The organism is Acinetobacter sp. Ac_5812 (genome assembly GCF_013072695.1).
Lineage (GTDB): Bacteria > Pseudomonadota > Gammaproteobacteria > Pseudomonadales > Moraxellaceae > Acinetobacter.
Genome location: NZ_LXUK01000025.1, coordinates 16,402 through 41,706, shown reverse-complemented (window position 1 = coordinate 41,706; position 25,305 = coordinate 16,402). Strand labels below are relative to the sequence as shown.

The 25,305-nt window shown below is 40.9% G+C and carries 27 protein-coding genes; 20 read left to right on the top strand and 7 right to left on the bottom strand.

The window, feature by feature from the left end:
* Window positions 1-537 (top strand): ribosome biogenesis factor YjgA, encoded by a 537-nt coding sequence (yjgA, locus tag A7P55_RS19140; protein WP_171553399.1) that lies wholly within the window; start codon window positions 1-3, stop codon window positions 535-537.
* 39 nt (window positions 538-576) lie between these two features.
* Here the strand turns inward: yjgA and A7P55_RS19135 are convergent, their stop codons facing one another.
* Window positions 577-2,223, bottom strand: coding sequence for an acyl-CoA synthetase (locus tag A7P55_RS19135; protein WP_171553398.1), 1,647 nt, complete (start codon window positions 2,221-2,223; stop codon window positions 577-579).
* A 264-nt stretch (window positions 2,224-2,487) separates the two neighbouring features.
* Between A7P55_RS19135 and thrS the strand changes: the two genes are divergently transcribed.
* From thrS to A7P55_RS19100, 7 genes are all read left to right on the top strand, one after another.
* The gene (gene thrS, locus A7P55_RS19130) at window positions 2,488-4,410 is read left to right on the top strand and encodes a threonine--tRNA ligase (RefSeq protein WP_005210576.1); all 1,923 of its coding nucleotides are present in this window, start codon (window positions 2,488-2,490) and stop codon (window positions 4,408-4,410) included.
* A gap of 5 nt (window positions 4,411-4,415) precedes the next feature.
* The gene (infC, locus tag A7P55_RS19125) at window positions 4,416-4,967 is read left to right on the top strand and encodes a translation initiation factor IF-3 (protein ID WP_081400781.1); all 552 of its coding nucleotides are present in this window, start codon (window positions 4,416-4,418) and stop codon (window positions 4,965-4,967) included.
* Between the two features lie 169 nt (window positions 4,968-5,136).
* Window positions 5,137-5,457, top strand: a complete 321-nt coding sequence (locus A7P55_RS19120; RefSeq protein WP_171553397.1) for a hypothetical protein — start codon at window positions 5,137-5,139, stop codon at window positions 5,455-5,457.
* Between the two features lie 128 nt (window positions 5,458-5,585).
* Window positions 5,586-6,206 carry a glutathione S-transferase N-terminal domain-containing protein gene (locus A7P55_RS19115; RefSeq protein ID WP_004804476.1) on the top strand — a complete coding sequence of 207 codons (621 nt, stop codon included), beginning with the start codon at window positions 5,586-5,588 and terminating at the stop codon, window positions 6,204-6,206.
* Window positions 6,203-6,652 carry a hypothetical protein gene (locus A7P55_RS19110; RefSeq protein ID WP_171553396.1) on the top strand — a complete coding sequence of 150 codons (450 nt, stop codon included), beginning with the start codon at window positions 6,203-6,205 and terminating at the stop codon, window positions 6,650-6,652. Before A7P55_RS19115 ends, A7P55_RS19110 begins: the two co-directional genes overlap by 4 nt.
* Window positions 6,653-6,772: 120 nt before the next feature.
* Entirely contained in the window at window positions 6,773-7,624 is an 852-nt protein-coding gene (locus tag A7P55_RS19105) for an arylamine N-acetyltransferase (protein ID WP_171553395.1), read from the top strand.
* Window positions 7,625-7,688: 64 nt separating this feature from the next.
* The gene (locus A7P55_RS19100) at window positions 7,689-8,114 is read left to right on the top strand and encodes a YqaA family protein (RefSeq protein WP_171553394.1); all 426 of its coding nucleotides are present in this window, start codon (window positions 7,689-7,691) and stop codon (window positions 8,112-8,114) included.
* Between the two features lie 33 nt (window positions 8,115-8,147).
* On the opposite strand, the gene A7P55_RS19095 is transcribed toward A7P55_RS19100, so the two are convergent.
* Window positions 8,148-9,401 (bottom strand): MFS transporter, encoded by a 1,254-nt coding sequence (locus tag A7P55_RS19095; protein ID WP_171553393.1) that lies wholly within the window; start codon window positions 9,399-9,401, stop codon window positions 8,148-8,150.
* 237 nt (window positions 9,402-9,638) lie between these two features.
* Between A7P55_RS19095 and rpmI the strand changes: the two genes are divergently transcribed.
* The 3 genes from rpmI to A7P55_RS19080 all read left to right on the top strand — a co-directional run bounded on the left by rpmI (window position 9,639) and on the right by A7P55_RS19080 (window position 10,848).
* The gene (gene rpmI, locus A7P55_RS19090; RefSeq protein ID WP_004278281.1) at window positions 9,639-9,833 is read left to right on the top strand and encodes a 50S ribosomal protein L35; all 195 of its coding nucleotides are present in this window, start codon (window positions 9,639-9,641) and stop codon (window positions 9,831-9,833) included.
* 11 nt (window positions 9,834-9,844) lie between these two features.
* Window positions 9,845-10,204 (top strand): 50S ribosomal protein L20, encoded by a 360-nt coding sequence (gene rplT / locus A7P55_RS19085; RefSeq protein ID WP_004664213.1) that lies wholly within the window; start codon window positions 9,845-9,847, stop codon window positions 10,202-10,204.
* A 92-nt stretch (window positions 10,205-10,296) separates the two neighbouring features.
* Window positions 10,297-10,848 (top strand): NADAR family protein, encoded by a 552-nt coding sequence (locus A7P55_RS19080; protein WP_171553392.1) that lies wholly within the window; start codon window positions 10,297-10,299, stop codon window positions 10,846-10,848.
* A 48-nt stretch (window positions 10,849-10,896) separates the two neighbouring features.
* Here A7P55_RS19080 and A7P55_RS19075 read toward each other — a convergent pair whose 3' ends face one another.
* Window positions 10,897-12,024, bottom strand: a complete 1,128-nt coding sequence (locus A7P55_RS19075) for a hypothetical protein (RefSeq protein ID WP_171553391.1) — start codon at window positions 12,022-12,024, stop codon at window positions 10,897-10,899.
* 72 nt (window positions 12,025-12,096) lie between these two features.
* Between A7P55_RS19075 and A7P55_RS19070 the strand changes: the two genes are divergently transcribed.
* Together A7P55_RS19070 and A7P55_RS19065 are read left to right on the top strand one after the other, a co-directional pair.
* Window positions 12,097-12,474 carry a hypothetical protein gene (locus tag A7P55_RS19070; RefSeq protein WP_171553390.1) on the top strand — a complete coding sequence of 126 codons (378 nt, stop codon included), beginning with the start codon at window positions 12,097-12,099 and terminating at the stop codon, window positions 12,472-12,474.
* Between the two features lie 105 nt (window positions 12,475-12,579).
* On the top strand, window positions 12,580-12,777 hold the full coding sequence (locus A7P55_RS19065; protein WP_171553389.1) for a hypothetical protein: 198 nt from the start codon (window positions 12,580-12,582) through the stop codon (window positions 12,775-12,777).
* Between the two features lie 56 nt (window positions 12,778-12,833).
* Here A7P55_RS19065 and A7P55_RS19060 read toward each other — a convergent pair whose 3' ends face one another.
* Complete coding sequence (locus tag A7P55_RS19060; RefSeq protein WP_171553388.1) at window positions 12,834-13,835, bottom strand: hypothetical protein; 1,002 nt, start codon at window positions 13,833-13,835, stop codon at window positions 12,834-12,836.
* Between the two features lie 230 nt (window positions 13,836-14,065).
* Here A7P55_RS19060 and pheS point away from each other — a divergent pair, with 230 nt between their 5' ends.
* From pheS to A7P55_RS19045, 3 genes are all read left to right on the top strand, one after another.
* Window positions 14,066-15,046: a phenylalanine--tRNA ligase subunit alpha gene (pheS, locus tag A7P55_RS19055; RefSeq protein ID WP_171553387.1), complete on the top strand. Its 981-nt coding sequence runs from the start codon at window positions 14,066-14,068 to the stop codon at window positions 15,044-15,046.
* 74 nt (window positions 15,047-15,120) lie between these two features.
* The gene (gene pheT / locus A7P55_RS19050; RefSeq protein WP_171553386.1) at window positions 15,121-17,502 is read left to right on the top strand and encodes a phenylalanine--tRNA ligase subunit beta; all 2,382 of its coding nucleotides are present in this window, start codon (window positions 15,121-15,123) and stop codon (window positions 17,500-17,502) included.
* Window positions 17,499-17,795, top strand: a complete 297-nt coding sequence (locus A7P55_RS19045; RefSeq protein WP_000126166.1) for an integration host factor subunit alpha — start codon at window positions 17,499-17,501, stop codon at window positions 17,793-17,795. Before pheT ends, A7P55_RS19045 begins: the two co-directional genes overlap by 4 nt.
* A gap of 95 nt (window positions 17,796-17,890) precedes the next feature.
* On the opposite strand, the gene A7P55_RS19040 is transcribed toward A7P55_RS19045, so the two are convergent.
* The 3 genes from A7P55_RS19040 to trxA all read right to left on the bottom strand — a co-directional run bounded on the left by A7P55_RS19040 (window position 17,891) and on the right by trxA (window position 20,471).
* A complete protein-coding gene (locus A7P55_RS19040) occupies window positions 17,891-18,160 on the bottom strand; it encodes a hypothetical protein (protein WP_171553385.1) in 270 nt (89 codons plus the stop codon).
* A gap of 388 nt (window positions 18,161-18,548) precedes the next feature.
* On the bottom strand, window positions 18,549-19,817 hold the full coding sequence (rho, locus tag A7P55_RS19035; RefSeq protein ID WP_004804496.1) for a transcription termination factor Rho: 1,269 nt from the start codon (window positions 19,815-19,817) through the stop codon (window positions 18,549-18,551).
* A 327-nt stretch (window positions 19,818-20,144) separates the two neighbouring features.
* The gene (trxA, locus tag A7P55_RS19030; RefSeq protein WP_004804498.1) at window positions 20,145-20,471 is read right to left on the bottom strand and encodes a thioredoxin; all 327 of its coding nucleotides are present in this window, start codon (window positions 20,469-20,471) and stop codon (window positions 20,145-20,147) included.
* A 273-nt stretch (window positions 20,472-20,744) separates the two neighbouring features.
* On the opposite strand from trxA, the gene ppx reads away from it, so the two are divergent.
* From ppx to proC, 4 genes are read left to right on the top strand one after another with little or no spacing between them, the layout of a single operon-like run.
* Complete coding sequence (gene ppx, locus A7P55_RS19025; RefSeq protein WP_004804500.1) at window positions 20,745-22,265, top strand: exopolyphosphatase; 1,521 nt, start codon at window positions 20,745-20,747, stop codon at window positions 22,263-22,265.
* 28 nt (window positions 22,266-22,293) lie between these two features.
* Window positions 22,294-23,118, top strand: a complete 825-nt coding sequence (locus A7P55_RS19020; protein ID WP_016164700.1) for an acetyl-CoA carboxylase carboxyltransferase subunit alpha — start codon at window positions 22,294-22,296, stop codon at window positions 23,116-23,118.
* A complete protein-coding gene (tilS, locus tag A7P55_RS19015) occupies window positions 23,055-24,446 on the top strand; it encodes a tRNA lysidine(34) synthetase TilS (protein WP_171553384.1) in 1,392 nt (463 codons plus the stop codon). The genes A7P55_RS19020 and tilS overlap by 64 nt, the downstream gene beginning before the upstream one ends.
* A gap of 3 nt (window positions 24,447-24,449) precedes the next feature.
* Window positions 24,450-25,289 (top strand): pyrroline-5-carboxylate reductase, encoded by an 840-nt coding sequence (gene proC, locus A7P55_RS19010; protein WP_171553383.1) that lies wholly within the window; start codon window positions 24,450-24,452, stop codon window positions 25,287-25,289.
* Window positions 25,290-25,305: the final 16 nt, after the last annotated feature.

The window sequence follows — 25,305 nt, the reverse complement described above, 5'->3', positions numbered from 1 at the left end:
GTGGCACGTGGTACCCAACGTTATACCGATGAAGATTTTGAGTCATTAGAAGGACGTGCGAGTAGGACTGAGCAAAAAAAAGCTGTGCAGCGAATGGCAGCTTTAGGTGAGCAATTGGCTCAGCTGAATAAAAAACAGATTCAGAAACTTCCAGTTGATGAGCGTCTCATTGATGCTTTACTTGAAATACAAAATATTAGTGCGCATGAAGCACGCCGCCGTCAATTTTTACGTATTGGTAAATTATTGCGAAATGAAGATGAAACCATCATTTTATCGTATTTAACCCCGCAACAAGGCGCTAAAAAACAAATGCAATTAATGCGTTGGGTTGATCGTATGATTGATCAGGGTGACCCGATCATCAATGAGTTTAGCAAGGTGTTTAATGCATCTGAACGCCATACCTTGCGCCAGCATGTATTGCGAATTCACCGTGATATGAAGCAGCAGGTCAGTGAAGAAGAGCTTGCAGCGTCTAAGCTTAAATTTGTGAATTACGTGCAACAAGTTGCTTTGTTATCTGAGCAAGGTTAAAACTAAAAAAGAAGTTTCCTTGGAAACTTCTTTTTTTGATTATGAGTTTGTTGAGCTATCTGCCGCCCGTTCTTTGGCCCACTCTCTTAAAATAAATTTCTGTAATTTTCCTGTCGAAGTTTTTGGGATCTCAGTAATCACTACATCTTTCGGAACTTTAAATCGAGCGAGTTCTTTTTGACAATGTGCAATGATTTCTTCGGCTGATGCGGATGCACCTTGTTTGAGTTCAATAAAAGCACACGGCACTTCTTGCCAACGTTGATCAGGTTTGGCGACCACCGCAGCAGTGAGCACAGCAGGGTGGCGATAAAGCACATCTTCAACTTCGAGCGAGGAAATGTTTTCACCGCCTGAAATAATAATATCTTTCGAGCGATCGGTAATCTTGGCATAACCATCAGGATGACTCACCGCTAAATCACCTGTGTGAAACCAGCCACCTTTAAACGCTTCTTCCGTGGCTTGAGCATTTTTCAAATAACCTTTCATCACGATATTGCCACGGAACATGATTTCACCCATGGTTTGTCCATCATTGGGCACAGGTAGCATGGTGTCAGGATCGAGCACGCGCATGCTGTCTTGTAATGGATAAGGTACGCCTTGACGTGAGTGGAGTTGCGCTTGTTCTTGGATAGATAAATCGCTCCAGCCTGCTTGAGAAGCACAGAGTGCGGAAGGACCGTAAGTTTCAGTCAAACCATAAACATGATTGACGTTAATACCGATATTGCGCATCCCCTCGATGATCGCCACGGGTGGTGCTGCACCCGCCACCATGACTTCAACATGATGCTCAAAAGCCGTTTTCTGTTCGCTTGGCGTGTTGATTAGCATGGACAATACTATCGGTGCACCACAGAAATAATCGACTTTATATGCTGCAATGTATTTGAAAATTAACGTGGGGTCGACACGACGTAGGCAGATATTGGTACCACCACTGGCGGCAATTGACCAAGCAAAGCACCAACCATTGCAATGAAATAGAGGGAGTGTCCAAAGGTATACCGCGCGGGGTTTCATGCCACAGGCCAAAATATTGCTGGCTGCATTCAAATAAGCACCGCGATGGTGATAGACCACCCCCTTGGGATTACCCGTGGTGCCAGAGGTATAGCTGAGGCTAATCGCATCCCATTCATCTTGAGGAAGTAGCCATTCAAAGGCAGGGTCACCTTGTGCTATCCATGCTTCATATTCATATTGACCAATCGCAATTTGTTCACCATCAAACTCAGTATCAAAGACATCAATCACAGTAATGTCTTGTGAGACAAGCGTGAGCGCTTCTTCAGCCACTTGACGAAATTCAGGATCGACCAATAGCACTTTGGCTTCCGCATGTTCGAGCATAAAGGCAATGGTTTTGGCATCGAGTCGGGTATTCAAGGTGTTGAGTACTGCGCCAGCCATGGGGACTGCAAAATGCGCTTCAATCATGGCGGGGATGTTGGGTAGCATTACTGAAACGGTATCATTTTTTTGGATACCCAAATTTGTTAATTGATGAGCAAACTGACGGCAGCGCAGATAGGTCTGTTGCCATGTGATTTGACGTTCGCCATGAATAATTGCGGCTTGATGGGGATAAATATAAGCAGCCCGTTCCAAGTAGCGTAACGGCGATAAGGCAACAAAATTTGCTGGATTTCTGGGTAGTTCGTCATATGCACTGACCATGTGTCTTGCTTCCTTTCTGTTCTTTTCATTAATTACTATTAAGCTAGTCTGTCATCGAGTCTAAAGCATTTAGGCTTTAGTCGGAGATGAATCTCAACTGATCTTGGGTTTTTCTGGTTCAGAGGTTTCATCCACAGCTAAACCCGTGTAAAATCTTGTATACTTTTTTATCCGCCGTTTTTTATTTTTTGAGGCTTGCCTCAATACATAATCTCGCGGTGATATGCTCCTTCGTAGAGGGCATCACTCCTTAAGGATTTTATTATGCCAATCATTACTTTACCAAATGGTGATCAGAAACAGTTTGATCATCCGATTTCTGTGATGGAACTTGCTCAGAGCATTGGTCCAGGTCTTGCAAAGAATACTGTTGCTGGCCGTATCAATGATCGCTTGGTGGATGCTTGTGATTTAATCACAGAAGATGCAACAGTTCAGATTATTACCCCTAAAGATGAAGAAGGTTTAGAAATCATTCGTCACTCATGTGCGCACTTGGTAGGACATGCCGTTAAGCAATTGTTCCCAGAAGCGAAAATGGTGATCGGTCCTGTGATCGAAGAAGGTTTCTACTACGACATCTGGATGCCACGTCCATTCACTTTGGATGATATGGCTGCGGTTGAAGAGCGCATGAAAAAGCTCATCGACCAAGACTATGACGTCATCAAAAAGATGACACCACGTGAAGATGTGATCGCTGAATTCACAGCACGCGGCGAAGAATACAAGTTACGCTTGATCGCAGACATGCCAAATGAAACTCAAATGGGCTTGTACTACCATCAAGACTATTTAGATATGTGCCGTGGTCCGCATGTACCTAATACTAAATTCTTAAAATCATTCAAACTCACTAAAATCTCTGGTGCTTACTGGCGTGGTGATGCGAAGAATGAACAGCTACAGCGTATTTATGGTACTGCTTGGGCGGACAAAAAGCAGTTAGCTGCTTATATCAAACGTATTGAAGAAGCTGAAAAGCGTGACCACCGTAAAATTGGTAAGGCATTAGACTTGTTCCATATGCAAGAAGAAGCACCGGGTATGGTGTTCTGGCATCCGAACGGTTGGACTATTTACCAAGTGCTTGAACAATACATGCGTAAAGTTCAGCAAGACAATGGTTACCAAGAAATTAAGACACCGCAAATCGTAGACTTTACGCTTTGGGAAAAGTCTGGGCATGCGGCAAACTATGCTGAAAATATGTTTACGACGCATTCTGAAAGTCGTAACTATGCAGTCAAGCCAATGAACTGCCCATGTCACGTACAGGTCTTTAACCAAGGTTTAAAATCTTATCGTGATTTACCAATTCGCCTCGCTGAATTTGGTTCTTGTCATCGTAATGAGCCATCAGGTTCTTTGCACGGCATTATGCGTGTTCGTGGTTTTACTCAAGATGATGCACATATCTTCTGTACCAAAGAACAGATTGGTAAAGAAGTTGCAGACTTTATTAAGCTGACTTTGGATGTGTATAAAGACTTCGGTTTTGAAGAAGTGCAAATGAAATTGTCTACACGTCCAGAAAAGCGTGTGGGTGATGATGCACTTTGGGATTTGGCTGAAAAATCTTTAGCAGATGCTTTAGATGATGCTGGCTTGGCTTGGGACCTACAACCAGGTGAAGGGGCATTCTATGGTCCGAAAATTGAATTCTCATTGAAAGACTGCTTAGGCCGTGTATGGCAATGCGGTACAATCCAGTGTGACTTCAACTTACCAATTCGTTTAGATGCATCTTATGTCACTGAAGACAATGATCGTGATCAACCGGTCATGCTTCATCGTGCAATTCTTGGCAGTTTCGAGCGTTTTATTGGTATACTAATTGAACACTATGCGGGCTTCATGCCACCATGGCTTACACCAATCCAAGCTTGTGTCATGAATATTACTGATTCACAAGCGGAAGCAAGTGAGCAAGTGGTCGCAAAACTCAAAGAAAATGGTCTTCGTGCCATTTCTGACTTGAGAAATGAAAAGATCGGATTTAAGATTCGTGAGCGTACCCTAGAGCGTATTCCTTACCTTCTGGTTCTCGGTGATCGAGAAGTTGAAGAAGGTACAGTCAATGTGCGTACTCGCTCAGGAAAAAATTTAGGTACTATGTCAGTAGATGCATTTATTGACTTAGTGAAATCTGCCGTTGCCGAACGTGGCCGGTATATCGTGGAGTAATAAAGATTAAACAGCCTGACCGTAACCAACAACAAGGTGCTAAAAGTAACCGTCCTGCAATTAACGATGAGATCCGTGCGAAAGAAGTACGCCTCGTCGCTGCAGATGGAGAACAAAAAGGTGTTGTTTCATTAAATGAAGCATTGCGTGCTGCAGAAGAAGCTAATCTTGACCTTGTTGAGATTGTGGCGAATGCAGAACCACCTGTTTGTAAAATCATGGACTACAACAAGCACTTATTTGACTTAAAGCAAAAGCAAAAAGATGCGAAGAAAAAACAGCATCAAGTGCAAGTGAAAGAAATCAAATTACGTCCTGCAACGGATGTGGGTGATTACCAAATTAAATTGCGTGCAATTTTACGTTTCCTTGAAGAAGGAAATAAGGTAAAAATCACTTTGCGATTCCGTGGTCGTGAGATGGCACATCAACAGCTTGGTTTGGCTCAATTGCAAAAAATTGAAGCAGACGTTGCTGAATTTGGCGTGATTGAACAAGCGCCGAAGATGGAAGGTCGTCAAATGGGCATGTTAATTGGTCCGAAAAAGAAAAAGTAATTTTTCTTATAAAAAAGCACCGCTCTCAGCGGTGCTTTTTTATGCCTAAAAATTTATAACCTAATCTGGGATAAATCTGTTAAATAATTCTAAGCATCATTGGAACAGATAAAAACAAGCTATGATAGGGGGTGTTAATAATTACACTATTTAAAAATAGGAACAAGACATGTCTACAATTACTGGTACTCAACAACTCTCTGAAATTAATCAAAAAGTACTACAAGAAGGCGAGGTTTTACCACAAGTCACATTGAAAGATGGCAGTCGAGTACAAACCGGTACCGTCGCGACCATGCTGCACAATATTAATTTATATAATGCAGGCGTTCGCGGTGTGGTCGAAGAGGAGTTGATCTTAGCGGTGCCCACCTTATTTAAAGTGGGGATGTTTGATTTGTTCTCTGTAGAAGAGTGGATTAATGGCAATAATGCTGGCCGTAAATTTGTCGGAGAGAAAGCCCAAGAATTCTTGGATAATCAAGCTTAAATCTTTGCAACATTGTCTTTGAAAACACCGCTTTATTGTTTCTTTTCGTGCTTGTCTACTGATCAATAAGTAGGAAGTGTGCTATAACGCAACAACAGTCAAGATAACGATGAATAGGACAATATAAAATGATTGACTTATATTATTGGGGCACACCCAATGGCCATAAAATAACAATCGCCTTAGAAGAAATGGGACTTGAATATCAGATTTTCCCCATCAATATTTTGGAAAATGATCAGTTCCAGCCTGATTTTTTAAAAATCTCTCCCAATAATAAAATTCCAGCGATTGTCGATCAAAATGGTCCAAGAGGTGAACCGATTTCAGTATTTGAGTCGGGTGCGATCTTACAGTATTTAGGTCGAAAAACAGGTTTGTTCTATCCTACCGATGAGCAAGAGCGAGTCGAGGTTGAACAATGGTTGATGTGGCAAATGGGTGGTTTTGGTCCAATGCTTGGGCAAAACCACCATTTCAATAAGTTTGCCTCTGAACGTATTCCTTATGCGATTGATCGTTATGTGAATGAAACCAAGCGTTTGTATAGTGTCTTAAACAAACAGTTGATTGGTCAAAAGTTTGTAGCAGGTGAATACTCGATTGCGGATATGGCGATCTTACCTTGGGCATTGCGTTACGAATGGCAGGGCATTCAACTTGAAGACTACCCGTATGTGCAAGATTATATTGAACGCTTAACAGCTCGTCCTGCGATACAAAAAGCCTTATCGATCAAAGTTGGATGAGTCTGAATCAAAAGGCTGGATGGCGTTGCTATTTCAAACATTGGGTGATTGCAATGGGATTACTCTTCATCACAGCAATTTCATGCAGCCTAATGCAGTATTTCCTTGGAATTGATATTTTTTGGTTTATTGTTTTCGCCTTTATTGGAAGTCTCAGTTTAATTTTTTCATCTTTATTTGCTTGGTTACAGCTTGAAACTGGAAACTCATATTTCAGTACAGGGGTGTTTGTTGGATTTTTAAGTGTATATCTATTGTTATACATTTATCTTGACCTTACTGTGTCTATTGACTGGGCAGCAGTCTCTGCGGGGGAAATGCAACTGACGTGGTATCAAGAAATGGTCAAGTCTGATCTTACATTTTGGATCGCATTTCTTTTTCCATTCATTTTTTCAGTTGCGCATTTTTCTGTTCGATCCAGAACAGCTAAACGCAAAAACTAATCCTTGGCAAAGTCATGCTTTCAATCGTGTAAGCTTGATTCTTTTATAATTGTGTAATTTTTCATCTGGTCTATGCATGTTCAAGCTACGATGATTTAAGTTCATTAAAGATCAAGCATCATGCAAGCAAAAATATCAGCCCTTTATTTAAAAAAGCTTGGTTTTGACGGCGAGTTTTTACCGACCTTGGATCATCTTAAGACCTTATTAAATCTCCATGTGCAAACGATTCCTTTCGGTAATTTTTCCTCTTTTCTTGGAGAGGAGGTCTCTTTAGAACCCAATCAACTTGCTCAGAAATTATTGCTTGATGGACGCGAAGGCTATTGCCTCGAGCAGAGTACCTTGACCAGAATCGTACTTACTGAATTGGGCTATGAAGCCTTTAATGTGCTAGGACGGGTCTATTATCAAAGTTCGCCTGTCAGTACGCCTGTGAGAACTCATTTGGTCACACTGGTACGTATAGATCAGCAATTGTTTTTGTATGATCCTGGATTTGGGGGAATGACCCCGACCACGGTTCTATCTCTTGATCAAATTGGTGAAACACAGCAGACACCACTCGAACCTTTCAGATTTGTTGAGCTTGCACAGAGTGGTCTGGATGTGACAGTGCTGACGGAAATGACATATATGCTGCAAGTCAGTATTCATAATCAATGGATCAATGTCTATGCGATTAACCCCCAACAGCAGATTGCAGACGCAGATGCCTTGATTGCGAATTGGTATATTTCCACCTCACCTGAATCCTTATTTACCCAGTATTTAATGTTATCTACTGCCAATGCCGAAATGCGAATTACCTTAAAAGATCGTGTTTTAAGAACACATGGCAAAGGAAACTCTGATAAGAAAGAGTTATCTACTTTTGATGAGTTTGAGGATGTGATTAAAACAGTCTTTCGGATTGATATTTCGCAGGGGATGCTTGAAGCGACTTGGGCAAAATTAACCTTGAATCCATAGCGTTCACGTTATATGGTCTGCTCTTCATGCTGTGTGGCTCCGAGTTTAAGAGAACCTTGTTTTGATGTCTTATTTGTTATTGTTTCTCTCAGCCTTCGGTGCTGCCACCTTATTACCGTTACAGTCTGAAGCGGTATTAATGACCTTGCTGGTACAAGGGCTTTCTAATCCATTCTATCTCATCTTAGTTGCGACGGTAGGCAATGTATTGGGCTCCTGTGTGAATTGGTGGCTAGGACTAAAAATTGAACACTTTAAAGATAAAAAGTGGTTTCCTGTTTCAGAACAACGGTTGTTACAAGCACAGCAGATTTATCATAAATATGGTTTTTATTCGTTACTACTGAGTTGGACGCCTGTGATTGGTGATCCCATTACCTTGATTGCTGGACTGATGAAGGAAAACTTTTGGCGATTTTTATTGATTGTTACCATCGCCAAAGGTGGGCGTTATTTAACGTTATATGCTTTATATCTCGGGCTGTTTTAATGAGAAAGGGAAAGATGGCTCTTTCCCTTTTATTTAGTGATCCGAACCTTTAGTAATATCGACTTTGAATAAGTCATTGGTTTTAAACCAGCAATAACTCACTACGGCAAGTGTCATACAACCGCCAAGAATAGTTGCAGTGATTGTGCCGAGGTATTTGGCTGCGAGACCCGATTCAAAAGCACCGAGTTCATTACTCGACGAAACGAACATCCCATTCACTGCTGCAACGCGACCGCGCATATTTTCGGGTGGAAAAATTTGCAAGATGGTTTGACGAACCACGACCGAAACACTGTCACAAGCACCAGTCATGGCTAAAGCAAATAATGAGAGCCACATATGATTTGAGAAGGAGAACAGAATGGTAAAAATACCAAAACCTGCTACCGCTAGTAACATATTTCGCCATGCATGTTGCATTGGCGGAAATTTGGTCAGTGCAATCATGGTGATCAGAGCGCCAATAGATGGTGCAGCACGCAAATAACCAAGACCTTCAGGGCCGACTTTTAATATTTCTTCGGCAAAAATTGGCAATAATGCAATTACACCACCAAATAACACCGATACTAGATCAAGTGAGATCGCCCATAAAACGATTTTAGTTTTCCAGATAAAGCGGAAACCATCAGTCAGGCTTTGTAGTACATTCTCCGTTTCCATTTTCGGGAAAGTACGTTTTTGCAAACGCGTAATTAAGATAAAGCAGGTGGCCAATAAAGCTGTAACAGCAAATAAGCTGGTTTCACGTCCCAAAAAAGCTAGCATAAAACCACCGAGCATAGGACCGATGATCACACCACTTTGCCAGCCAATTGTGGTCCATGTTGCACCATTGGCATACAGTTCACGTGGAATCAGAAAAGGTTTGAGTGAGGTTGCCGATGGATTATAAAAACCTCGAATGGTTCCTAAGGCAAAAATGACGGCATAGATCCCCAAAGAAAGACTGCTGATTCCAATTTTTTCTAAACCATGTAAGTGGAACAGCGCCCAAAGCACTAAGGGTAAAGGAATTGAAAAGAATAAGCAGATTTTCATAATGGTCTGCTTATTCAATTTGTCGGCAAAATAGCCGCCCCATAAAGACAGCGTGATAAATGGAATCGCTTCTGCCAAACCAATGAAACCCAAGGTGAGTGGATCACGGGTGATTTGATAAAGTGAATAGGCGACGATAATTTCCTGAATCAAAATTGCCAGTGTTAAGCAGAATTGATTAACGGTCACGATAGAGAAATCTCGGTACCGCAATGCAGCGAAAGCATCATGTTGTATAGTCATATTCTTTTGAATTTAAGAGCTTGTATTTATTATAGGTGTTAATTTTATGGATGTTTCTCGTAATTTGAGAATTGGTTATAGAAAATAACGTTTATAGAAAAGAGACGATTTGCTATCAAAAAATGAGCATTTTACTTTTGTTTTAGCTTACTATGCTTTAGAATACTGGCTCCCTTACCTGCAGGTCGTTTTTGCAATGGTGCAAACGTTCCGAACAGGTGTTCAAAAGAGGTTGTTATGCCTAAGATGAAAACTCGCCGTGGTGCAGCTAAACGCTTCAAAGCGACTGCAAACGGTTTTAAGCGCAAACAAGCGTTCAAACGCCACATTTTGACCAAAAAATCTGCTAAGCGTATCCGTCAATTGCGCGGCTGTGTAATGGTTCACGTAAGTGATGTTGCATCAGTTCGTCGTATGTGCCCATACATCTAAGGAGATTATAAATGGCTCGTGTAAAACGTGGTGTAGTGGCTCATCGTCGTCACAAAAAAATTCTTGCTCGCGCTAAAGGTTACTATGGTGCTCGTTCACGCGTTTATCGCGTAGCGTTCCAAGCGGTAATCAAAGCTGGTCAATACGCTTACCGTGACCGCCGTCAAAAGAAACGTCAATTCCGTGCTTTATGGATTGCGCGTATCAATGCTGGTGCTCGTCTTAACGGTTTGTCTTACAGCCGTATGATCGATGGCTTGAAAAAAGCTCAAGTGATCATCGACCGTCGCGTATTAGCTGACATCGCTATGCATGATGCAGTTGCATTTGCTGCTTTAGCTGAAAAAGCTAAAGGCGCATTAGCTGCATAAGCTTAGAGATTCAAAGAAGGCCGCTTTTTAGCGGTCTTTTTTATTTTTAGTGAATTGGATTTTCAATAATAGATAATAATCAGAGATAGATGATGCAAGATAAACAATTTTTAAATGATTTAATTCAACAAGTCCAACAAGGTCGCTCATTTAAATATTTATATTTCTGGGGACATACCCCAAAGCAAACCAATCATGTCGACAAAAGTTGTTTTAGCCAGTGGTTTCCATCGCCATTCAAGCAGGAGGGTATTGAATATCTCACGGCGGAACATTATATGATGGCGCAAAAAGCAAAACTCTTTAACGATGATGAGAGATTTAATCAGATTTTGAAGGTCACACATCCGAATGAAGCAAAACAGTTAGGTCGAAAAATACAGCACTATGACGAACAGCTGTGGCAGGAAAAGCGTTTTGATATCGTGGTACAGGCAAATTTGGCTAAATTCTCACACTATCCAGAATTAAGAGATTTTTTAGTTGCCACACATGACCGTATTTTGGTTGAAGCATCGCCTGTCGATAAGATTTGGGGGATTGGTATGGCACAAGATCACCAGCATATCCAAGACCCGAGCCAATGGCAGGGATTAAACTTACTTGGTTTTGCACTCATGCAGGTGCGCACTCAGTTGCTATAGGCACAAAATAACAAGGCCACTTTTAGCAGTCTTGTTATGCTTTATATTTTACTTTCTGGACCAAATCATCAGAAAAGTAATCACGCCAAGCGTTATTACTATAAATTTGGCGAATTCATAATGGTTAACCAACCAGAACACCCCGTAGAGTAGCCCAATGACAATTGCTAGAAAGAAGATCAGATAAAGCGTCGAGGCCGTAACAGATGTTGGCTTTTCTTCTGTCGTTCGATCATTGTTGAGCTCATTATTTGCTTCAATATTGATCTGGGGTTTATGTTGACGTGATTGTGGTGGAATATAGGAAAAATCTTCGTTCACGTATGCTTTCTCATAGCTATTTGCACTATGTGAAAGTAGGTTGATTAATGCATTGTTTAAATCTGCTTGGAAAAGATCTATTTCTGTATAATTTTGATCAATAATATCAGCATAAAATGATCTTGAAGCTAGTGCCATTGCCACTTCAGTTTTGATTTGCTCTTGTAAATCACAGAGCTTATTTATCCAAGAAAATGCCAGATTGAATTCAGGACTAGGCTCATCAAGAAAAGGATATTCGGCTATTTCATTTTTTAAAAATAAGTTATTGGTTAAGACAAGGCTTTTATCTTTCCTGAAATTAAACGAACTATCTAAAAATGTATTTTGAAAGTACTCATGTAGGTTTTTCCAATTTAGGTTTTTCTTAAACTCATCAATAACTTGTAGTTGTTTTTTATCTAATTTAATTAGAGTAAATAATAGATATTTATGATAGTTTTGAGAGGATGTAAAACCACTAAATTCACGGGGATCCGTAGACATCGAAAATTTTTTTACTTTTTCTGCATGTACTTTAACTAAAGCAAAGTTTTGATCTGTTCCCAAGAAGATGGCTACTGGATAATTGCTTATATCAAAAATGAACTGTTTAAAATGCTGAGTAAACTCAGGAAAGAGTAGATCAAAAGGAATGAGTTGGCAGCGCTGAATCTGTTGATCTCTGAGATCGGCAATGAGATGAGAAATTGAATCGTAACGTAATTCATTGGTTTCTAAATCACGTAGCATAAAAAGGTCATGAGTTCTATCACACCAGTCATGTTCGATATGATATTCAGCAATTTTATGATCAAAATAGCGTTGAGCATTATGTTGTAAGCCTAAGATAAAGGTCCAGTAATTATCGGTCATTGTTTTATGTATGCTGTTATTGGTGGGAAGCTAAGCTTATGATCATAGCTGAAATTAATGATGGATTAAAACGTGCGCAGACAATATCACTTTAGGCAAGTTGGAGCGGATACTTATATTTGGGATGTTCATCATTTGCTTGAGCTAAGCAAAAACTTGATGCCTAAGAAGGTTTTACTGGCTGATATTCAAGAGTTAAACGAAGCCTATTGGTTTCCAGATCAATATCCAACAACACAACAAATCATTGAGCACTTTCAACTGATTCAAGATGCTGATCTGAGTTATCCGATTATCTTATGTGCACAAGGGCGTGTGATGGATGGGATGCATCGTGTCGCTAAAGCCAGTTTACTTCAACACACAGAGATTTTCGCCGTGCAATTTGAACAAACCCCTGAACCTGATTTCCTCAATATGGATGAAGATGATTTAGATTATGATGAGTAAGACAATCTATTGATTTATCTAATGATTACATAACCCAAACATGTTCGATTAGACTTTTACACTGAAATCTTTTTACAGTAAAGAAAACAGCATCAGGATAAAAATATGTTAGTGAGCGTAGAAGGGTTACAGCAAGGCGCATTTGAAACAGAACTGATTATTGTGCCTAGAAAGGGTGAAACCATCCGAATTTTTTATGGGCCAGATGCTGAAGTTGAAGGTGAAATTGAAAATGTACATCACATTGTTAATCAGCATGATGGCGGGCATAAAGTGATTATCAGAATTCGACCGACTTTCTAAAACGATAAAAGAAAAACCTAGATGGCGTGATCTAGGTTTTTTCATGCATGGTGTTGCTACAGACCAAAATAATAAGCAAGCAGACAGATAATTACCGTTAGGATAATCAGTTTAATAACCCCTGATGTGCCAACTATATGATGTTGGGTTTTATCTAGTTGATGCGGGATTTCCATGGTCCGGTCAATGATTTCAGGTTCTTCTGCTGTAAGTTGGGCGGTTTGGTAATGATTTGCTGTTTTCACAATCAATTTTGCAAATAAATCATCGGTCTTCTGGGCGAAATTACGCAAATTGATTTGTTCTTCAGGACTGATCAATTCACCTGTCGCATGATAAGGATGTTGTCTTTGTTGTTCCAAATAATCAGCCAAAGCTTGAGTACGATGTAACAGGCGATGCGCACAATCAGCGGGATAATCAGTTGGAATCAATGCAAGTTGCTGGTTTGTTGTACTGATCGAATCAAATTCATAGCCATAGAAAGGAAGGTCCTGTTGTTCTGGCTCAGAAAAATGTTCTGCATATTTACTATCGAACAGTTCTTTCTCCAAGAAAATGACAACCTGATTCCAATTCACCTTCTGTAAGTCAGCATCAATTTTTTTCGCGTATTTATCATTCAACTCATAACGCCAAAACACTTCTTGGCGGAGTGTTGTTTGTTGGGATGTGGGTGCATCAAAGGCTTGATCGTTGTTATCCCATTCAGCCAGTTCATGTCCACAAATCCATGCGGTTTTTTTATTGCCTTGATGGCTTACAATAAAATGTGCAAAGGGAAGCAGCTCAACATTGGCATTGGGATTCTGCTCATCATTAAGTACGCTAGATAAATGTAGACTGAGTTTTTTAACCCCTTGTTTTTTTAAGCCTTCAAGCCAAATCTGGAAATGTTGTGCCAACAGGTGTTGAGAGAGTAAATCCCTAAAGATCAGTCGATTTTGATTGAAAATCGGATGTTCGATCCAACGACTAAAATTGAGTTCACCTGCAAGAAACTCGTTGCCATAAGTCACAAGTGTAAGCTGTTGTTTCCAGATTTGATCAAGCGCCATCGTTATTCTTTCTCATTGACGATATCGGTATCTTATACATTTTATTCAATTATTGATTAATTTTTACGAAAATTTAAGTCATCTGCTTCATATTCTTGTTGTTTTATCTTTAAATTAAAACTGAAAAAGTACTCTATTTAAACAGTCGTTTATCTTCATTAAATAGGTAAAAAGCTGATAAACTATAGCGTTTTATTATATTTCTATATTTTGTTGCTTTGAGAGTTACTATGTCACTGGAAGCCCTGACCACTGAAGCGCTTGCTGCCATTGCAGCGGCTCAAGACCTTGCTGCACTCGATCAAGTCCGTGTGCAATTTACAGGGAAGAAAAGCCAGCTTGCAGAGCAGTCGAAAGCACTTGGAAAAATGGATCCTGAAGAACGCAAAGTACAAGGTGCTGCGATTCATGCTGTTCGTGAAGCAATCAATACAGCTTTGACTGAGCGTCTACAAACATTACAACAAGCTGAACTTGCAAAAAAATTAGCAAGTGAAACCATTGATGTTACTTTACCAGGTCGCGGTCAGCGTATGGGAAGTATTCATCCTGTTACTCAGGTGCAAGAGCGTATCTGCCAGTTCTTTACCAAAGCTGGTTTCCAAATTGCGTATGGTCCTGAAGTTGAAGATGATTATCATAATTTTGAAGCCTTAAACATTCCGGGTCATCATCCAGCTCGTGCTATGCATGATACCTTCTATTTTGATGCAACGCATTTGCTTCGTACCCATACCTCGGGTGTACAAATTCGTACAATGGAAACTAGTCAGCCGCCAATTCGTATCGTGTGTCCAGGTCGTGTATATCGTTGTGACTCGGATCAAACGCATTCGCCTATGTTCCATCAGATCGAAGGCTTATACGTTGCAGAAAACACCAGTTTTGCCGAGTTAAAAGGTTTATTGATTAACCTGTTAAATGAATTCTTTGAAAAAGATTTGAAAGTACGCTTCCGTCCTTCTTATTTCCCATTTACTGAGCCAAGCGCTGAAGTAGATATTATGGATGAGCGTGGTCGTTGGTTAGAAGTTTTAGGTTGTGGCATGGTACATCCAAATGTACTGCGTGCTGCAGGGATTGATCCTGATAAATACAAAGGCTTTGCTTTTGGTTTAGGGGTAGAGCGTTTTGCAATGTTGCGTTATGGCATCAACGATTTGCGTATGTTCTACCAAAATGATGTGCGTTTTTTACGCCAGTTTGCCTAAACAGATTTGGACCTCTCCCTAACCTCTCCTAAAAGGAGAGGGGATCAAAAGTAGATTTATAGGTTTTTAACAAAATGAAAATTAGTGAAAATTGGTTACGCACGTGGGTGAACCCTGCAATTGATAGCGAAGCACTTTCTGATCAATTGACCATGTTGGGCTTGGAAGTTGATGAGTTAGCACCTGTAGCAAAACCATTTACTGGCGTGGTAGTCGGGGAAGTTCTAACCGTTGAACAACATCCAGATGCAGATCGTTTACGTGTAACCACAATTAATATTGGTTCTGGTGAACCATTACAAATTGTATGCGGCGCGCCAAATGTTCGCGTGGGTATGAAAGCCCCTGTTGCAACCATTGGTGCGGTATTGCCTGGCGATTTTAAAATTAAAAAGGGCAAGCTGCGTGGTGTGGAATCACAAGGCATGCTCTGCGGTGCTTCTGAAATTGATTTAGAAGACAAAATCGATGGTTTGTTGGAATTACCTGCTGATGTACCAGTGGGCATGAATATTCGTGAATACTTAAAGCTTGATGACAATGTCATTGATATCAGTATCACTCCAAACCGTGGTGACTGCTTTAGTATTCGTGGGATTGCGCGTGAAATTGCAGTAATTAACCAGCTTGAAGTAAATGAACCAAATATTCAGGCTGTTCCTGCATCAATTACTGATGAGAAAACAGTAACGATTAGCACAGAAGGTACGCCTCGTTATTTAGGGCGTATCATTAAAAATGTCAATGTGAAAGCGCCGACACCTGAGTGGATGGAACAGGCATTGGCACGTTCAGGGATTCGTACCCATAGTATTTTGGTTGATATTACCAACTATGTGTTGCTTGAATTGGGTCAACCCATGCATGCATTTGACTTGGCAAAAATTGAAGGTTCGATTCAAGTCCGCCAAGCACAGCCACAAGAAAAATTGACCTTGCTCAATGATCAAGACGTTGAATTGCAAGATGACATGATGGTGATTGCGGATGATCAGAAAGTTCTGGCTATTGCAGGGATCATGGGTGGTTTGGACTCATCGGTTACTGATGATACTCAAGACATCTTCCTTGAAAGTGCATTCTTTGCACCTTTAGCGATTGCAGGTCGTGCGCGTCGTTTTGGTTTGCATACCGATTCATCACAACGTTATGAACGTGGTGTGGACTTTGAATTACCAATGATTGCTATGCATCGTGCTTCTGAGCTGATTCAAGCCTTTGCTGGTGGTGAGTTTGGTCCAGTAACTGTTGCTGAACAGACAGAATTGCTTCCAAAGCGCGAAGCAATTGTATTGAAGCAAGCACAAGTTGATCAATTGCTAGGTTATGTTGTAGCGAGTGAATTTATTGCGGATGCATTAACGCGTCTTGGCTGTGTGGTTGAAAGCAAAGCTGAAGGTGAGTGGAGTGTTGTTCCACCATCGCATCGTTATGACATGGCAATCTATCAAGATTTAATTGAAGAAGTTGCCCGTATTCACGGTTATGACAACATTCAAATCAGTTTGCCAAAAATTGATGTAAAACTGCAAACATACCAAGACCGTTTTGAAATTGCACAATTACGTCAAACTGTGGTGACACTAGGCTATCAAGAAGCAATTAGCTTTAGCTTTGCCGATGCAAAACTTGAAAAGCAATTAAATCCAAATGTACAGCCATTGATGCTTGCCAATCCTATTTCAAGTGATTTGGCTGCAATGCGTAGTACTTTGTTGTCTAGCTTAATTCCGTGTGTACAGTACAACTTAAACCGTCAACAGCAGCGTGTACGTTTCTTTGAGTTGGGGCTACGTTTTGATTATCAGGGTGCGCAAAACATTCATGATCTAAAACAGATCCCAACTTTAGCATTGATTGCTGTTGGTGCTCGTGTAGCAGAATCATGGCATGCAAAACCTCAATCAATGGATTTCTTTGATTTCAAAGGTGAGATTGAAGAGATTTTAGCTGCCGGTCGTATTAATGCTGACTTTGTTCGTACAGAGCGTGCATGGTTGCATCCTGGTCAATCGGCAGAAATTTTGGTGGATGGACAATCGATTGGTTATTTAGGTCGTCTGCATCCATCATTGGAAAATGAACTTGATTTGGGTGTAACTTGGGTCGCAGAGCTGGATCAACAGGCAGTTTTGCAATCTTATGTATCTAATTTTACAGAATTATCACGTTTTCCATCGGTTAGACGTGATATTGCGCTTTTAATCTCTGATAATATTGAGGTAAGAGATATTCAGCGGTTAATTGAGCAGACTGGTGGTGAGTTACTCGACTCAGCATGGTTGTTCGATGTGTATACGGGCCAAGGGGTTGAACAAGGCAAGCGTTCTTTAGCTTTTGCAGTGTTATGGCAACATCCAACTCGTACGCTTGAAGATGCTGAAATTAAATCTGGTATGGATAACATTATTCAAGTGTTGGAAGACACTTACCAAGCGACATTGAGGGCCTCATGACAGCATTAACAAAAGCAGATATGGCGGACCATTTAAGTGAGCTTACTAGCTTAAATCGCCGCGAAGCAAAACAAATGGTCGAGTTATTTTTTGACGAAATTAGCCAAGCATTAATTGCGGGTGAACAAGTCAAACTTTCTGGCTTCGGTAATTTCGAGTTACGTGATAAGCGTGAACGTCCAGGACGTAATCCAAAGACAGGTGAGGAAATTCCAATTTCTGCACGTCGAGTGGTCACGTTCAGAGCGGGTCAGAAATTTAGACAGCGCGTTGGGAATGAGCAGATCGATTGATCTGCTTTTTTTATGCCAATCTTTTATTTATAGAAATGTTAGGCATAAAAAAAGAGAACCGAAAGGTTCTCTTTTTTCGATAATCTAAAACTAGATTATTGAGCAGCAGAAGCTTCAACAGGAGCAGCTTCAGTAGCAGCAACGTCAGAAGCAGCAGCAGCAACGTCAGAAGCAGCAGCTTCAGTAGTAGCAACAGCTTCAGAAGCAGCAGCATCAACAGCTTCTACAGCTTCAGAAGCAGCTTCTACAGCTTCAGATGCAGCAGCAGTAGCGTCAGTAGCTGGCGCTTCTTCTTTCTTAGAGCAACCAACGAAAGCTAAAGTAGTAGCAATAGCAGCAACAACAGCGAATTTTTTGAATAACATGGCATCACTCTCATAAAATTGTGAGATTAAAAAAAACCTTAAGTTAGTCTGTTTGTGCTTTTATTATTCCTAAACGCTTTAGGTAACAACGCAGGGAGCAGCCTAACTGGTCTGATGCTATCCTATCAAAGCAATTCATGAATTACTACTGTTCTGTCCAACAAAACGACAAAAATGGGCAGAATTTGGCTGTTTTTTGATAGAAAATAACTATGGAGAATAAATTTTAAATCGGTAAGTTGTGGAAATAAAATGACTTATTTTTTAAATATTCAAATAAATCAACATAATAGTGTTTTTGATAACTTTTTTTAAAAAATGTAAATATTGTGTAATCAAGTCAACCAAATAAAAAAAGCTACCATTAAGGTAGCTTTTTCTTTGGACTTTAGGTCGATGCCTTTCGTTTCATTTGATCGAAGAAGTCATCATTGGTTTTGGTTTCTTTCATGCGATCTAATAAGAATTCCATCGCTGCAAGCTCATCCATCGGATGTAATAACTTGCGTAGAATCCAAACTTTACGAAGATTCTCTTCGCTCATGAGGCGTTCTTCACGACGAGTACCTGATTTCTTGATATTCATTGCAGGGAATACACGTTTCTCTGCAATACGACGATCAAGGGTAATCTCTTGGTTACCTGTACCTTTAAACTCTTCATAAATCACATCATCCATTTTACTGCCAGTTTCAATCAAAGCAGTAGAAATAATGGTGAGTGAACCACCTTCTTCAATATTACGTGCAGCACCGAAGAAACGTTTTGGACGCTCTAACGCATGTGCGTCTACACCACCAGTTAATACCTTGCCTGATGAAGGCACTACAGTGTTGTAGGCACGAGCAAGACGGGTAATCGAGTCAAGCAGAATCACAACATCTTTTTTGTGTTCAACCAGACGTTTCGCTTTTTCAATTACCATTTCAGCAACTTGAACGTGACGGGCTGGTGCTTCATCAAATGTAGATGCAATCACTTCACCACGAACAGTACGCTCCATTTCGGTAACTTCTTCAGGACGTTCGTCAATTAAAAGCACAATTAAGAATACTTCAGGGTTATTACGGACAATCGATTGCGCAATGGTTTGTAATAACATTGTTTTACCCGCTTTTGGCGGTGCAACAATAATAGAACGTTGACCTTTACCAATTGGCGCGACTAGATCGACAACACGAGAGGTTAAGTCTTCTGTTGTACCGTTACCCAATTCCATTACTAACTGCTCAGTTGGGAATAATGGAGTAAGGTTTTCAAATAGAATTTTATTACGTGAGTTTTCAGGCGTATCGTAGTTAATTTGGTTTACTTTTAATAAAGCAAAATAACGTTCACCTTCTTTCGGTGGACGAATTGTGCCAGTAATCGTATCACCGGTACGTAAATTAAAGCGGCGAATTTGTGATGGGCTGACATAGATGTCATCTGGTCCTGCTAGATATGAGCCAGCAGCAGAGCGTAAGAAGCCAAAACCATCAGAAAGAATTTCGAGAACACCATCACCAAAGATTTCTTCGCCGTTCATGGCGTGGCGTTTTAAGATGGCAAAAATAATATCTTGTTTACGGTTACGTGCCATGCCTTCAAGGCCCATAAACTCCGCAATTTTAATGAGTTCGCCAATGGGTTTTTTCTTGAGTTCAGTTAAGTTCATAAGTGGTCAGACAGAATGGAATAAGTGGAGGACTACGTTAGGGAAAGAATAAAAAATCGACCGCATACATACATGCTGAGGTAATTGTATTTACACAACCACGATTCAGTAGTCTGGTTCATTGTTTCAGAGAGAAATGTGAAAACAATTGTTATTGCCGAGCGGCGATCTTATGTTTTGTCTTGTAAGAAGCGCAATGAAGTAGATTCCATTCAAAGCTTCTTGATCCAGAAATATAGAGGAAATCAAGTAAATTGTCAATTTTTACGGAGAAATACGCGATTCAATGAGTCGCGTATTTCTTGTATTGACCGTGTGACAATCGAATTAGATGTTTTGGTCAATGAATGCTGCAAGTTTTGAACGCGGTGCTGCGCCAACTTGTTGAGCAACAACTTCGCCATTTTTAAACATCAATAATGCTGGGATATTACGAATGTTATATTTTACAGCAGTATCTTCACATGCAGTCACGTCAACTTTAACGATTTTTACTTTTCCTGCATATTCAGTTGATAGATCTTCAAGAACAGGTGCAATTGCTTTACATGGTGCACACCAGCCAGCCCAGAAATCAACAAGTACAGGGGTTTCAGCATCTAAAACATCTGCTTGGAAGTTAGCATCAGTTGTATTAACAATAGTCGCAGACATAAGGTTGCTCCAAATTTAAGAAATAAAGTGCGAATTTAATCATCATCACGATGAATATTACATTGCCGCTTTATTCAATGTAAGGGTTTGTTCTGATTATTCAAGTTTGAAAATGAAAAGTCTAATGGATGCTCACGATGTTGATCATCGACTTCTACAATCATTTATGCACGAAAAGCGAAAATACGCGACTTTTATTGCTTAAAATGACTTTAAAATTGTAAGCATGTGAATTACTCTAATGCGTGAATTGAGCATGGGTTTATATGAATAATGTCTGATTTTCTGATTGATGAAGAATTACTTGCTGCGATTGATATGGGATCGAATAGTTTCCATCTGGCAATCGCTCGTGTTGATCACGGTGAAGTTAAGAAAGTTGCTTCAATGTCAGAAAAAGTACAGTTAGCAGCTGGGCTTGATGAAAATAAAAATTTAACTGAAGCCGCGCAACAGCGTGGACTGGCATGTTTAGCCCGTTTTGTTGGGCGTTTGAGCTCAGTACAACCGAATCGTTTACGTATCGTGGCAACCAATGCCTTAAGACAAGCAAAAAATGGTCACGAATTTATCCAAAAAGCAGCCGAAATTTTACCGAAACCGATTGAAATTATTGCGGGTCGTGAAGAAGCACGTCTGATTTATTTGGGTGTTTCACATACCATGGCCAATGGTGGTCGACGTTTAGTCGTGGATATTGGTGGCGGTTCAACCGAGTTTATCATCGGTGAGGAGTTTGAGCCGCTGCATACCGAATCCTTACAAATGGGCTGTGTGGCCTATAGTAAAACCTATTTCCCTGATGGTGAAATTACCAGCAAAGCATTTGATAAAGCTGTGGTTGCTGCACGCAAAGAAATGTCCGCGATTGCCAATACTTATAAATCTGTGGGTTGGGATACCGTCGTCGGATCAAGCGGAACCATTAAAGCCTGTCGTCAGATTGCGGTTAATCTCGGTTTAAGTGATGAGCAAGAAAACCTGACCCGTGATGGTTTATATAAATTAAAAGACCGTTTGCTTAAATTTAAACATATTTCTGAAATTGATTTTGAAGGTCTACGTGAAGACCGTCGAGCAGTTTTGCCAGCCGGCCTTGCGATTTTGTATGCCATTTTTGAAGTTTTAGATATCGACAAATTGGCATATTCTGACGGTGCACTACGTGAAGGCGTGATGTATGACTTGCTCGGTCGTTTTAAGCATGAAGATATTCGTGACCGTAGTGTACAGGCGTTAATGGGGCGTTATAACGCAGACCCAAAACAAGCAGAACGGGTGGTGAATACCGCACAAGAGTTATTTGATGGTGTGGCTGATGCATTAAATTTAACGACTGAAGACAGTGACTTACTGCGTCGTGCAGCTTATCTGCATGAAATCGGTTTGGCGATTAGCCATGGTGGTTATCACCGTCATGGGGCATATTTATTGCAACATTCGGATATTCCGGGTTTCTCACAAATTGATCAAAATCATCTTTCGCACTTGGTTTCACATCATCGTCGTAAGTTACGTGCAGATGCAAAAAATGACGTTTTAAAGGTCGGTGGTAGTCATTTAATCTACCTGTGCTTATTACTTCGTCTTGCAGTTTTGCTGAACCATAGTCGTAGTGATCAGATGCTTCCTGCCATTGAACTGAGTGTTGTAAATGATCAACAATGGCAACTCAGCGTTTCTGGCGATGCTAAACAATGGCCTTTATTGGTTGCTGACCTGCATGATGAGCAGGTGCAATTTAAGCATTGGGACATTGAGTTAAATATTCAGTCAGACAAATTTGTTGATTAACCATATTATTATGGACCATTCTTGACTTATGAAAAATAAAGCGACTCAGTCCAAGGCTTGGGCTACGGTTCAAATTGCACGACACCCTGAGCGTCCGCAATTTCTAGATTATGTCAGTGAAATTTTTACTGAATTTGATGCACTTCACGGCGACCGTTTATTTGGTGATGATGGTGCCATGATCGGTGGTTTGGCGCGTTTCGACGGACAACCTGTGATGGTGGTTGGTCAACATCGTGGTCGCAGCACACGTGAAAAACTACAGCATAACTTTGGGATGTGTAATCCAGAAGGATATCGTAAATCACAACGTTTACTCGATATGGCGGAACGTTTCAATTTACCGGTGTTCACCTTCGTCGATACCATGGGTGCATACCCAGGTGTAGGGGCTGAAGAACGTGGTCAAGCAGAAGCGATTGCAACCAGCTTGGCACAACTTTCAAGTTTAAAAGTTCCTGTGATTGCCACGATTCTTGGTGAAGGCGGTTCAGGTGGTGCTCTCGGTATTGGTGTAGCCGATCGTGTGATTATGCTGTCACACAGTATTTATTCTGTGATTTCACCTGAAGGTTGTGCGTCTATTCTATGGAAAACCGCAGATAAAGCAGCACAAGCGAGTGAAGCACTTTCTCTAACTGCAGATAAACTTCGAGCTTTAGGCATTGTTGAATATGTTGTGGATGAAGGTGACGGTGCACACTTGCAGCCTGAAAAAGTCATGCATGATTTGAAAGATGTGTTAAAACAAGCTTTAGATGAATTGCAACCGATGGATGCGCAAGAACGATGCGACGCACGTTATCAACGTTTAATGAAGTTTGGCAGCAGCAATTTAGGCATCGCGTCTTAGCACAAACCCAGCATTTTTCTGAACAAACTCAATTCTTGATTGGGTGTAGCGGCGGCATGGATTCCATGCTGTTGCTGTTTCTAATGTCTGAACTTTTTCCGACTCAAACCCGTGCGATTTATGTTGATCATCAACTTCAAACGATGAGTGCTGAATGGGGCCATGTTGTACAGCAGCAGTCAGATGCCTTAAATATCCCGTGTATTATTCAACAAGTAGACGTTGCAACAGGCAATTTGGAACAACAAGCACGTCAAGCGCGTTATCAAGCGTATCAACAGCATTTACAACCCAATGAAATTCTAGTCTTGGCACATCATCAGCAGGATCAGGCTGAAACGCTATTATTACGCTTGCTTTCTGGAGCCGGTGTGCATGGCTTGGCTGCGATGCAGCAAATTGATATTCGTCAAGACATGACCATTTGGCGACCATTTTTAGATGTGAGTCGTGAGCAAATTGAACAATGGTCGCAGCAACTTGATTTTGACTATGTGACAGACCCAACCAATCACGATACACACTATGATCGGGCGTGGTGTCGAGAAGAATTATGGGATGTCTTACAAAAACGCTTCCCAAAAATGCAGGCAGCTGTGGCACGGACCAGTTCTCTGATGCAGGATGCTGCGGAAATACTGGATGACGTGTTACAGATGGATTGGCAACAATGTGCGACCGAGCGTGTACTTGATCTGATCGAGTTGCAGCAACTCTCGGCTGCGCGACAACGTCAATTGTTATCTGCTTGGATGAAGGGTTCGGATCAGTATCGCCCGAGTTATGATATGGTGCAGCGATTGCAGCATGAAGTCATTCTTGCAAAGCCAGATGCGCAGGCAACTTTACATCTCAATCAGCATTATTTCGTTCGCTATCAGAAGACGTTATATCGTTTAACTCACGATGAGTTGTACGCAGAAAAATTATTTTCCTTTCCAGATACCTCGTCACAACAGTTTGATCTGGGCGAAACCATAAATGTTGCGGCTGGACAATTTAAGATTGAAACTCAAAAAATTGGTTTTTCATCTCGGCTTTTAGGACGAGAGTTAACGTTGCTTAAACGACAGGGGGGTGAAAAAATTCATCTTTATGGTCGTGTTGGACATTGGCCTCTGAAAAAAGCCATTCAAGAGCTACAGATTTTGCCTTGGTTACGTCATACAATTCAAATATTAGTCGTAGATAATGTTATGCTTGGGGTTTTTAGCCCAAAGGGTTTTTGGTTGGCGCAATCTGATTATTTAGAGCAGGGCGGTTGGCAACCAAGTTTAATTTCTGACAGTGATGACTTTTTTCATCCGTCTTTATCATATGACGAGTAGGACATGGCGACAGCATTGAATAAAAATATTTGTTTTATTGGCGGTGGTAACATGGCGCAAGCCTTGATTGGTGGACTGCTTTCTCGCGGTTTACCCACAACCCGCATTACCGTTTCTGATCCGGTAGAGCAAATTCGTCACATATTAGAAGAAAAAGGCATTCAAACCACAACCGATAATGTTGAAGCTGTGAAACATGCAGATGTGGTGGTATTGGCGGTAAAACCCCAAGTGTTGGCAACGGTATTACAACCATTACAAGGTTTATTGTCAGATAAACTGGTGATCTCAATTATTGCGGGTGCTGAAATTCAAACAATTTCAGATTTAATTGGGGGCAGTCAACGTGTTGTGCGTGTCATGCCAAATACACCTGCATTGGTTCAAACGGGTGCACATGGGATTTATGCATCAGAAGCGGTCAATGCTCAAGATCGCGAGTTAACCAGTCAAATTTTAGCGGCGACTGGTTTAACGATTTGGGTGGAGAGTGAAGCCCAGATTGATGCAGTAACTGCAGTCTCTGGTTCGGGTCCTGCATACTTCTTCTATTTGATGGAGAGTATGATCCGTGCAGGTAAAAACTTAGGGCTCGATGAAAAAGTGGCGACGGCATTGACTTTGCAGACAGCCTTAGGCGCGGCGCAAATGGCGATTACCAGCTCCAATTCTCCAGCAGAATTACGTAAAAATGTGACTTCTCCAAATGGCACAACCCAAGCAGCTTTAGAGGTGTTTGATCGTGCGCAGATTTCACAAAATATTCAAGCAGCGCTTGCAGCAGCTCAGAAGCGTAGCCAAGAGCTTGCGCAAGAGTTGAGTGACAAGTCTAAATCGGTTTAAGTAGGATAAGACAATT

Excerpts from the sequence above, each read along its gene's own strand:
- A7P55_RS19135 (WP_171553398.1), bottom strand. The coding sequence starts at position 2,223 with ATGGTCAGTGCATATGACGAACTACCCAGAAATCCAGCAAATTTTGTT.
- thrS (WP_005210576.1), top strand. The coding sequence starts at position 2,488 with ATGCCAATCATTACTTTACCAAATGGTGATCAGAAACAGTTTGATCAT.
- A7P55_RS19120 (WP_171553397.1), top strand. The coding sequence starts at position 5,137 with ATGTCTACAATTACTGGTACTCAACAACTCTCTGAAATTAATCAAAAA.
- A7P55_RS19115 (WP_004804476.1), top strand. The coding sequence starts at position 5,586 with ATGATTGACTTATATTATTGGGGCACACCCAATGGCCATAAAATAACA.
- A7P55_RS19110 (WP_171553396.1), top strand. The coding sequence starts at position 6,203 with ATGAGTCTGAATCAAAAGGCTGGATGGCGTTGCTATTTCAAACATTGG.
- A7P55_RS19105 (WP_171553395.1), top strand. The coding sequence starts at position 6,773 with ATGCAAGCAAAAATATCAGCCCTTTATTTAAAAAAGCTTGGTTTTGAC.
- A7P55_RS19100 (WP_171553394.1), top strand. The coding sequence starts at position 7,689 with ATGTCTTATTTGTTATTGTTTCTCTCAGCCTTCGGTGCTGCCACCTTA.
- A7P55_RS19095 (WP_171553393.1), bottom strand. The coding sequence starts at position 9,401 with ATGACTATACAACATGATGCTTTCGCTGCATTGCGGTACCGAGATTTC.
- rpmI (WP_004278281.1), top strand. The coding sequence starts at position 9,639 with ATGCCTAAGATGAAAACTCGCCGTGGTGCAGCTAAACGCTTCAAAGCG.
- rplT (WP_004664213.1), top strand. The coding sequence starts at position 9,845 with ATGGCTCGTGTAAAACGTGGTGTAGTGGCTCATCGTCGTCACAAAAAA.
- A7P55_RS19080 (WP_171553392.1), top strand. The coding sequence starts at position 10,297 with ATGCAAGATAAACAATTTTTAAATGATTTAATTCAACAAGTCCAACAA.
- A7P55_RS19075 (WP_171553391.1), bottom strand. The coding sequence starts at position 12,024 with ATGACCGATAATTACTGGACCTTTATCTTAGGCTTACAACATAATGCT.
- A7P55_RS19065 (WP_171553389.1), top strand. The coding sequence starts at position 12,580 with ATGTTAGTGAGCGTAGAAGGGTTACAGCAAGGCGCATTTGAAACAGAA.
- A7P55_RS19060 (WP_171553388.1), bottom strand. The coding sequence starts at position 13,835 with ATGGCGCTTGATCAAATCTGGAAACAACAGCTTACACTTGTGACTTAT.
- pheS (WP_171553387.1), top strand. The coding sequence starts at position 14,066 with ATGTCACTGGAAGCCCTGACCACTGAAGCGCTTGCTGCCATTGCAGCG.
- pheT (WP_171553386.1), top strand. The coding sequence starts at position 15,121 with ATGAAAATTAGTGAAAATTGGTTACGCACGTGGGTGAACCCTGCAATT.
- A7P55_RS19045 (WP_000126166.1), top strand. The coding sequence starts at position 17,499 with ATGACAGCATTAACAAAAGCAGATATGGCGGACCATTTAAGTGAGCTT.
- A7P55_RS19040 (WP_171553385.1), bottom strand. The coding sequence starts at position 18,160 with ATGTTATTCAAAAAATTCGCTGTTGTTGCTGCTATTGCTACTACTTTA.
- rho (WP_004804496.1), bottom strand. The coding sequence starts at position 19,817 with ATGAACTTAACTGAACTCAAGAAAAAACCCATTGGCGAACTCATTAAA.
- trxA (WP_004804498.1), bottom strand. The coding sequence starts at position 20,471 with ATGTCTGCGACTATTGTTAATACAACTGATGCTAACTTCCAAGCAGAT.
- ppx (WP_004804500.1), top strand. The coding sequence starts at position 20,745 with ATGTCTGATTTTCTGATTGATGAAGAATTACTTGCTGCGATTGATATG.
- A7P55_RS19020 (WP_016164700.1), top strand. The coding sequence starts at position 22,294 with ATGAAAAATAAAGCGACTCAGTCCAAGGCTTGGGCTACGGTTCAAATT.
- tilS (WP_171553384.1), top strand. The coding sequence starts at position 23,055 with ATGCGACGCACGTTATCAACGTTTAATGAAGTTTGGCAGCAGCAATTT.
- proC (WP_171553383.1), top strand. The coding sequence starts at position 24,450 with ATGGCGACAGCATTGAATAAAAATATTTGTTTTATTGGCGGTGGTAAC.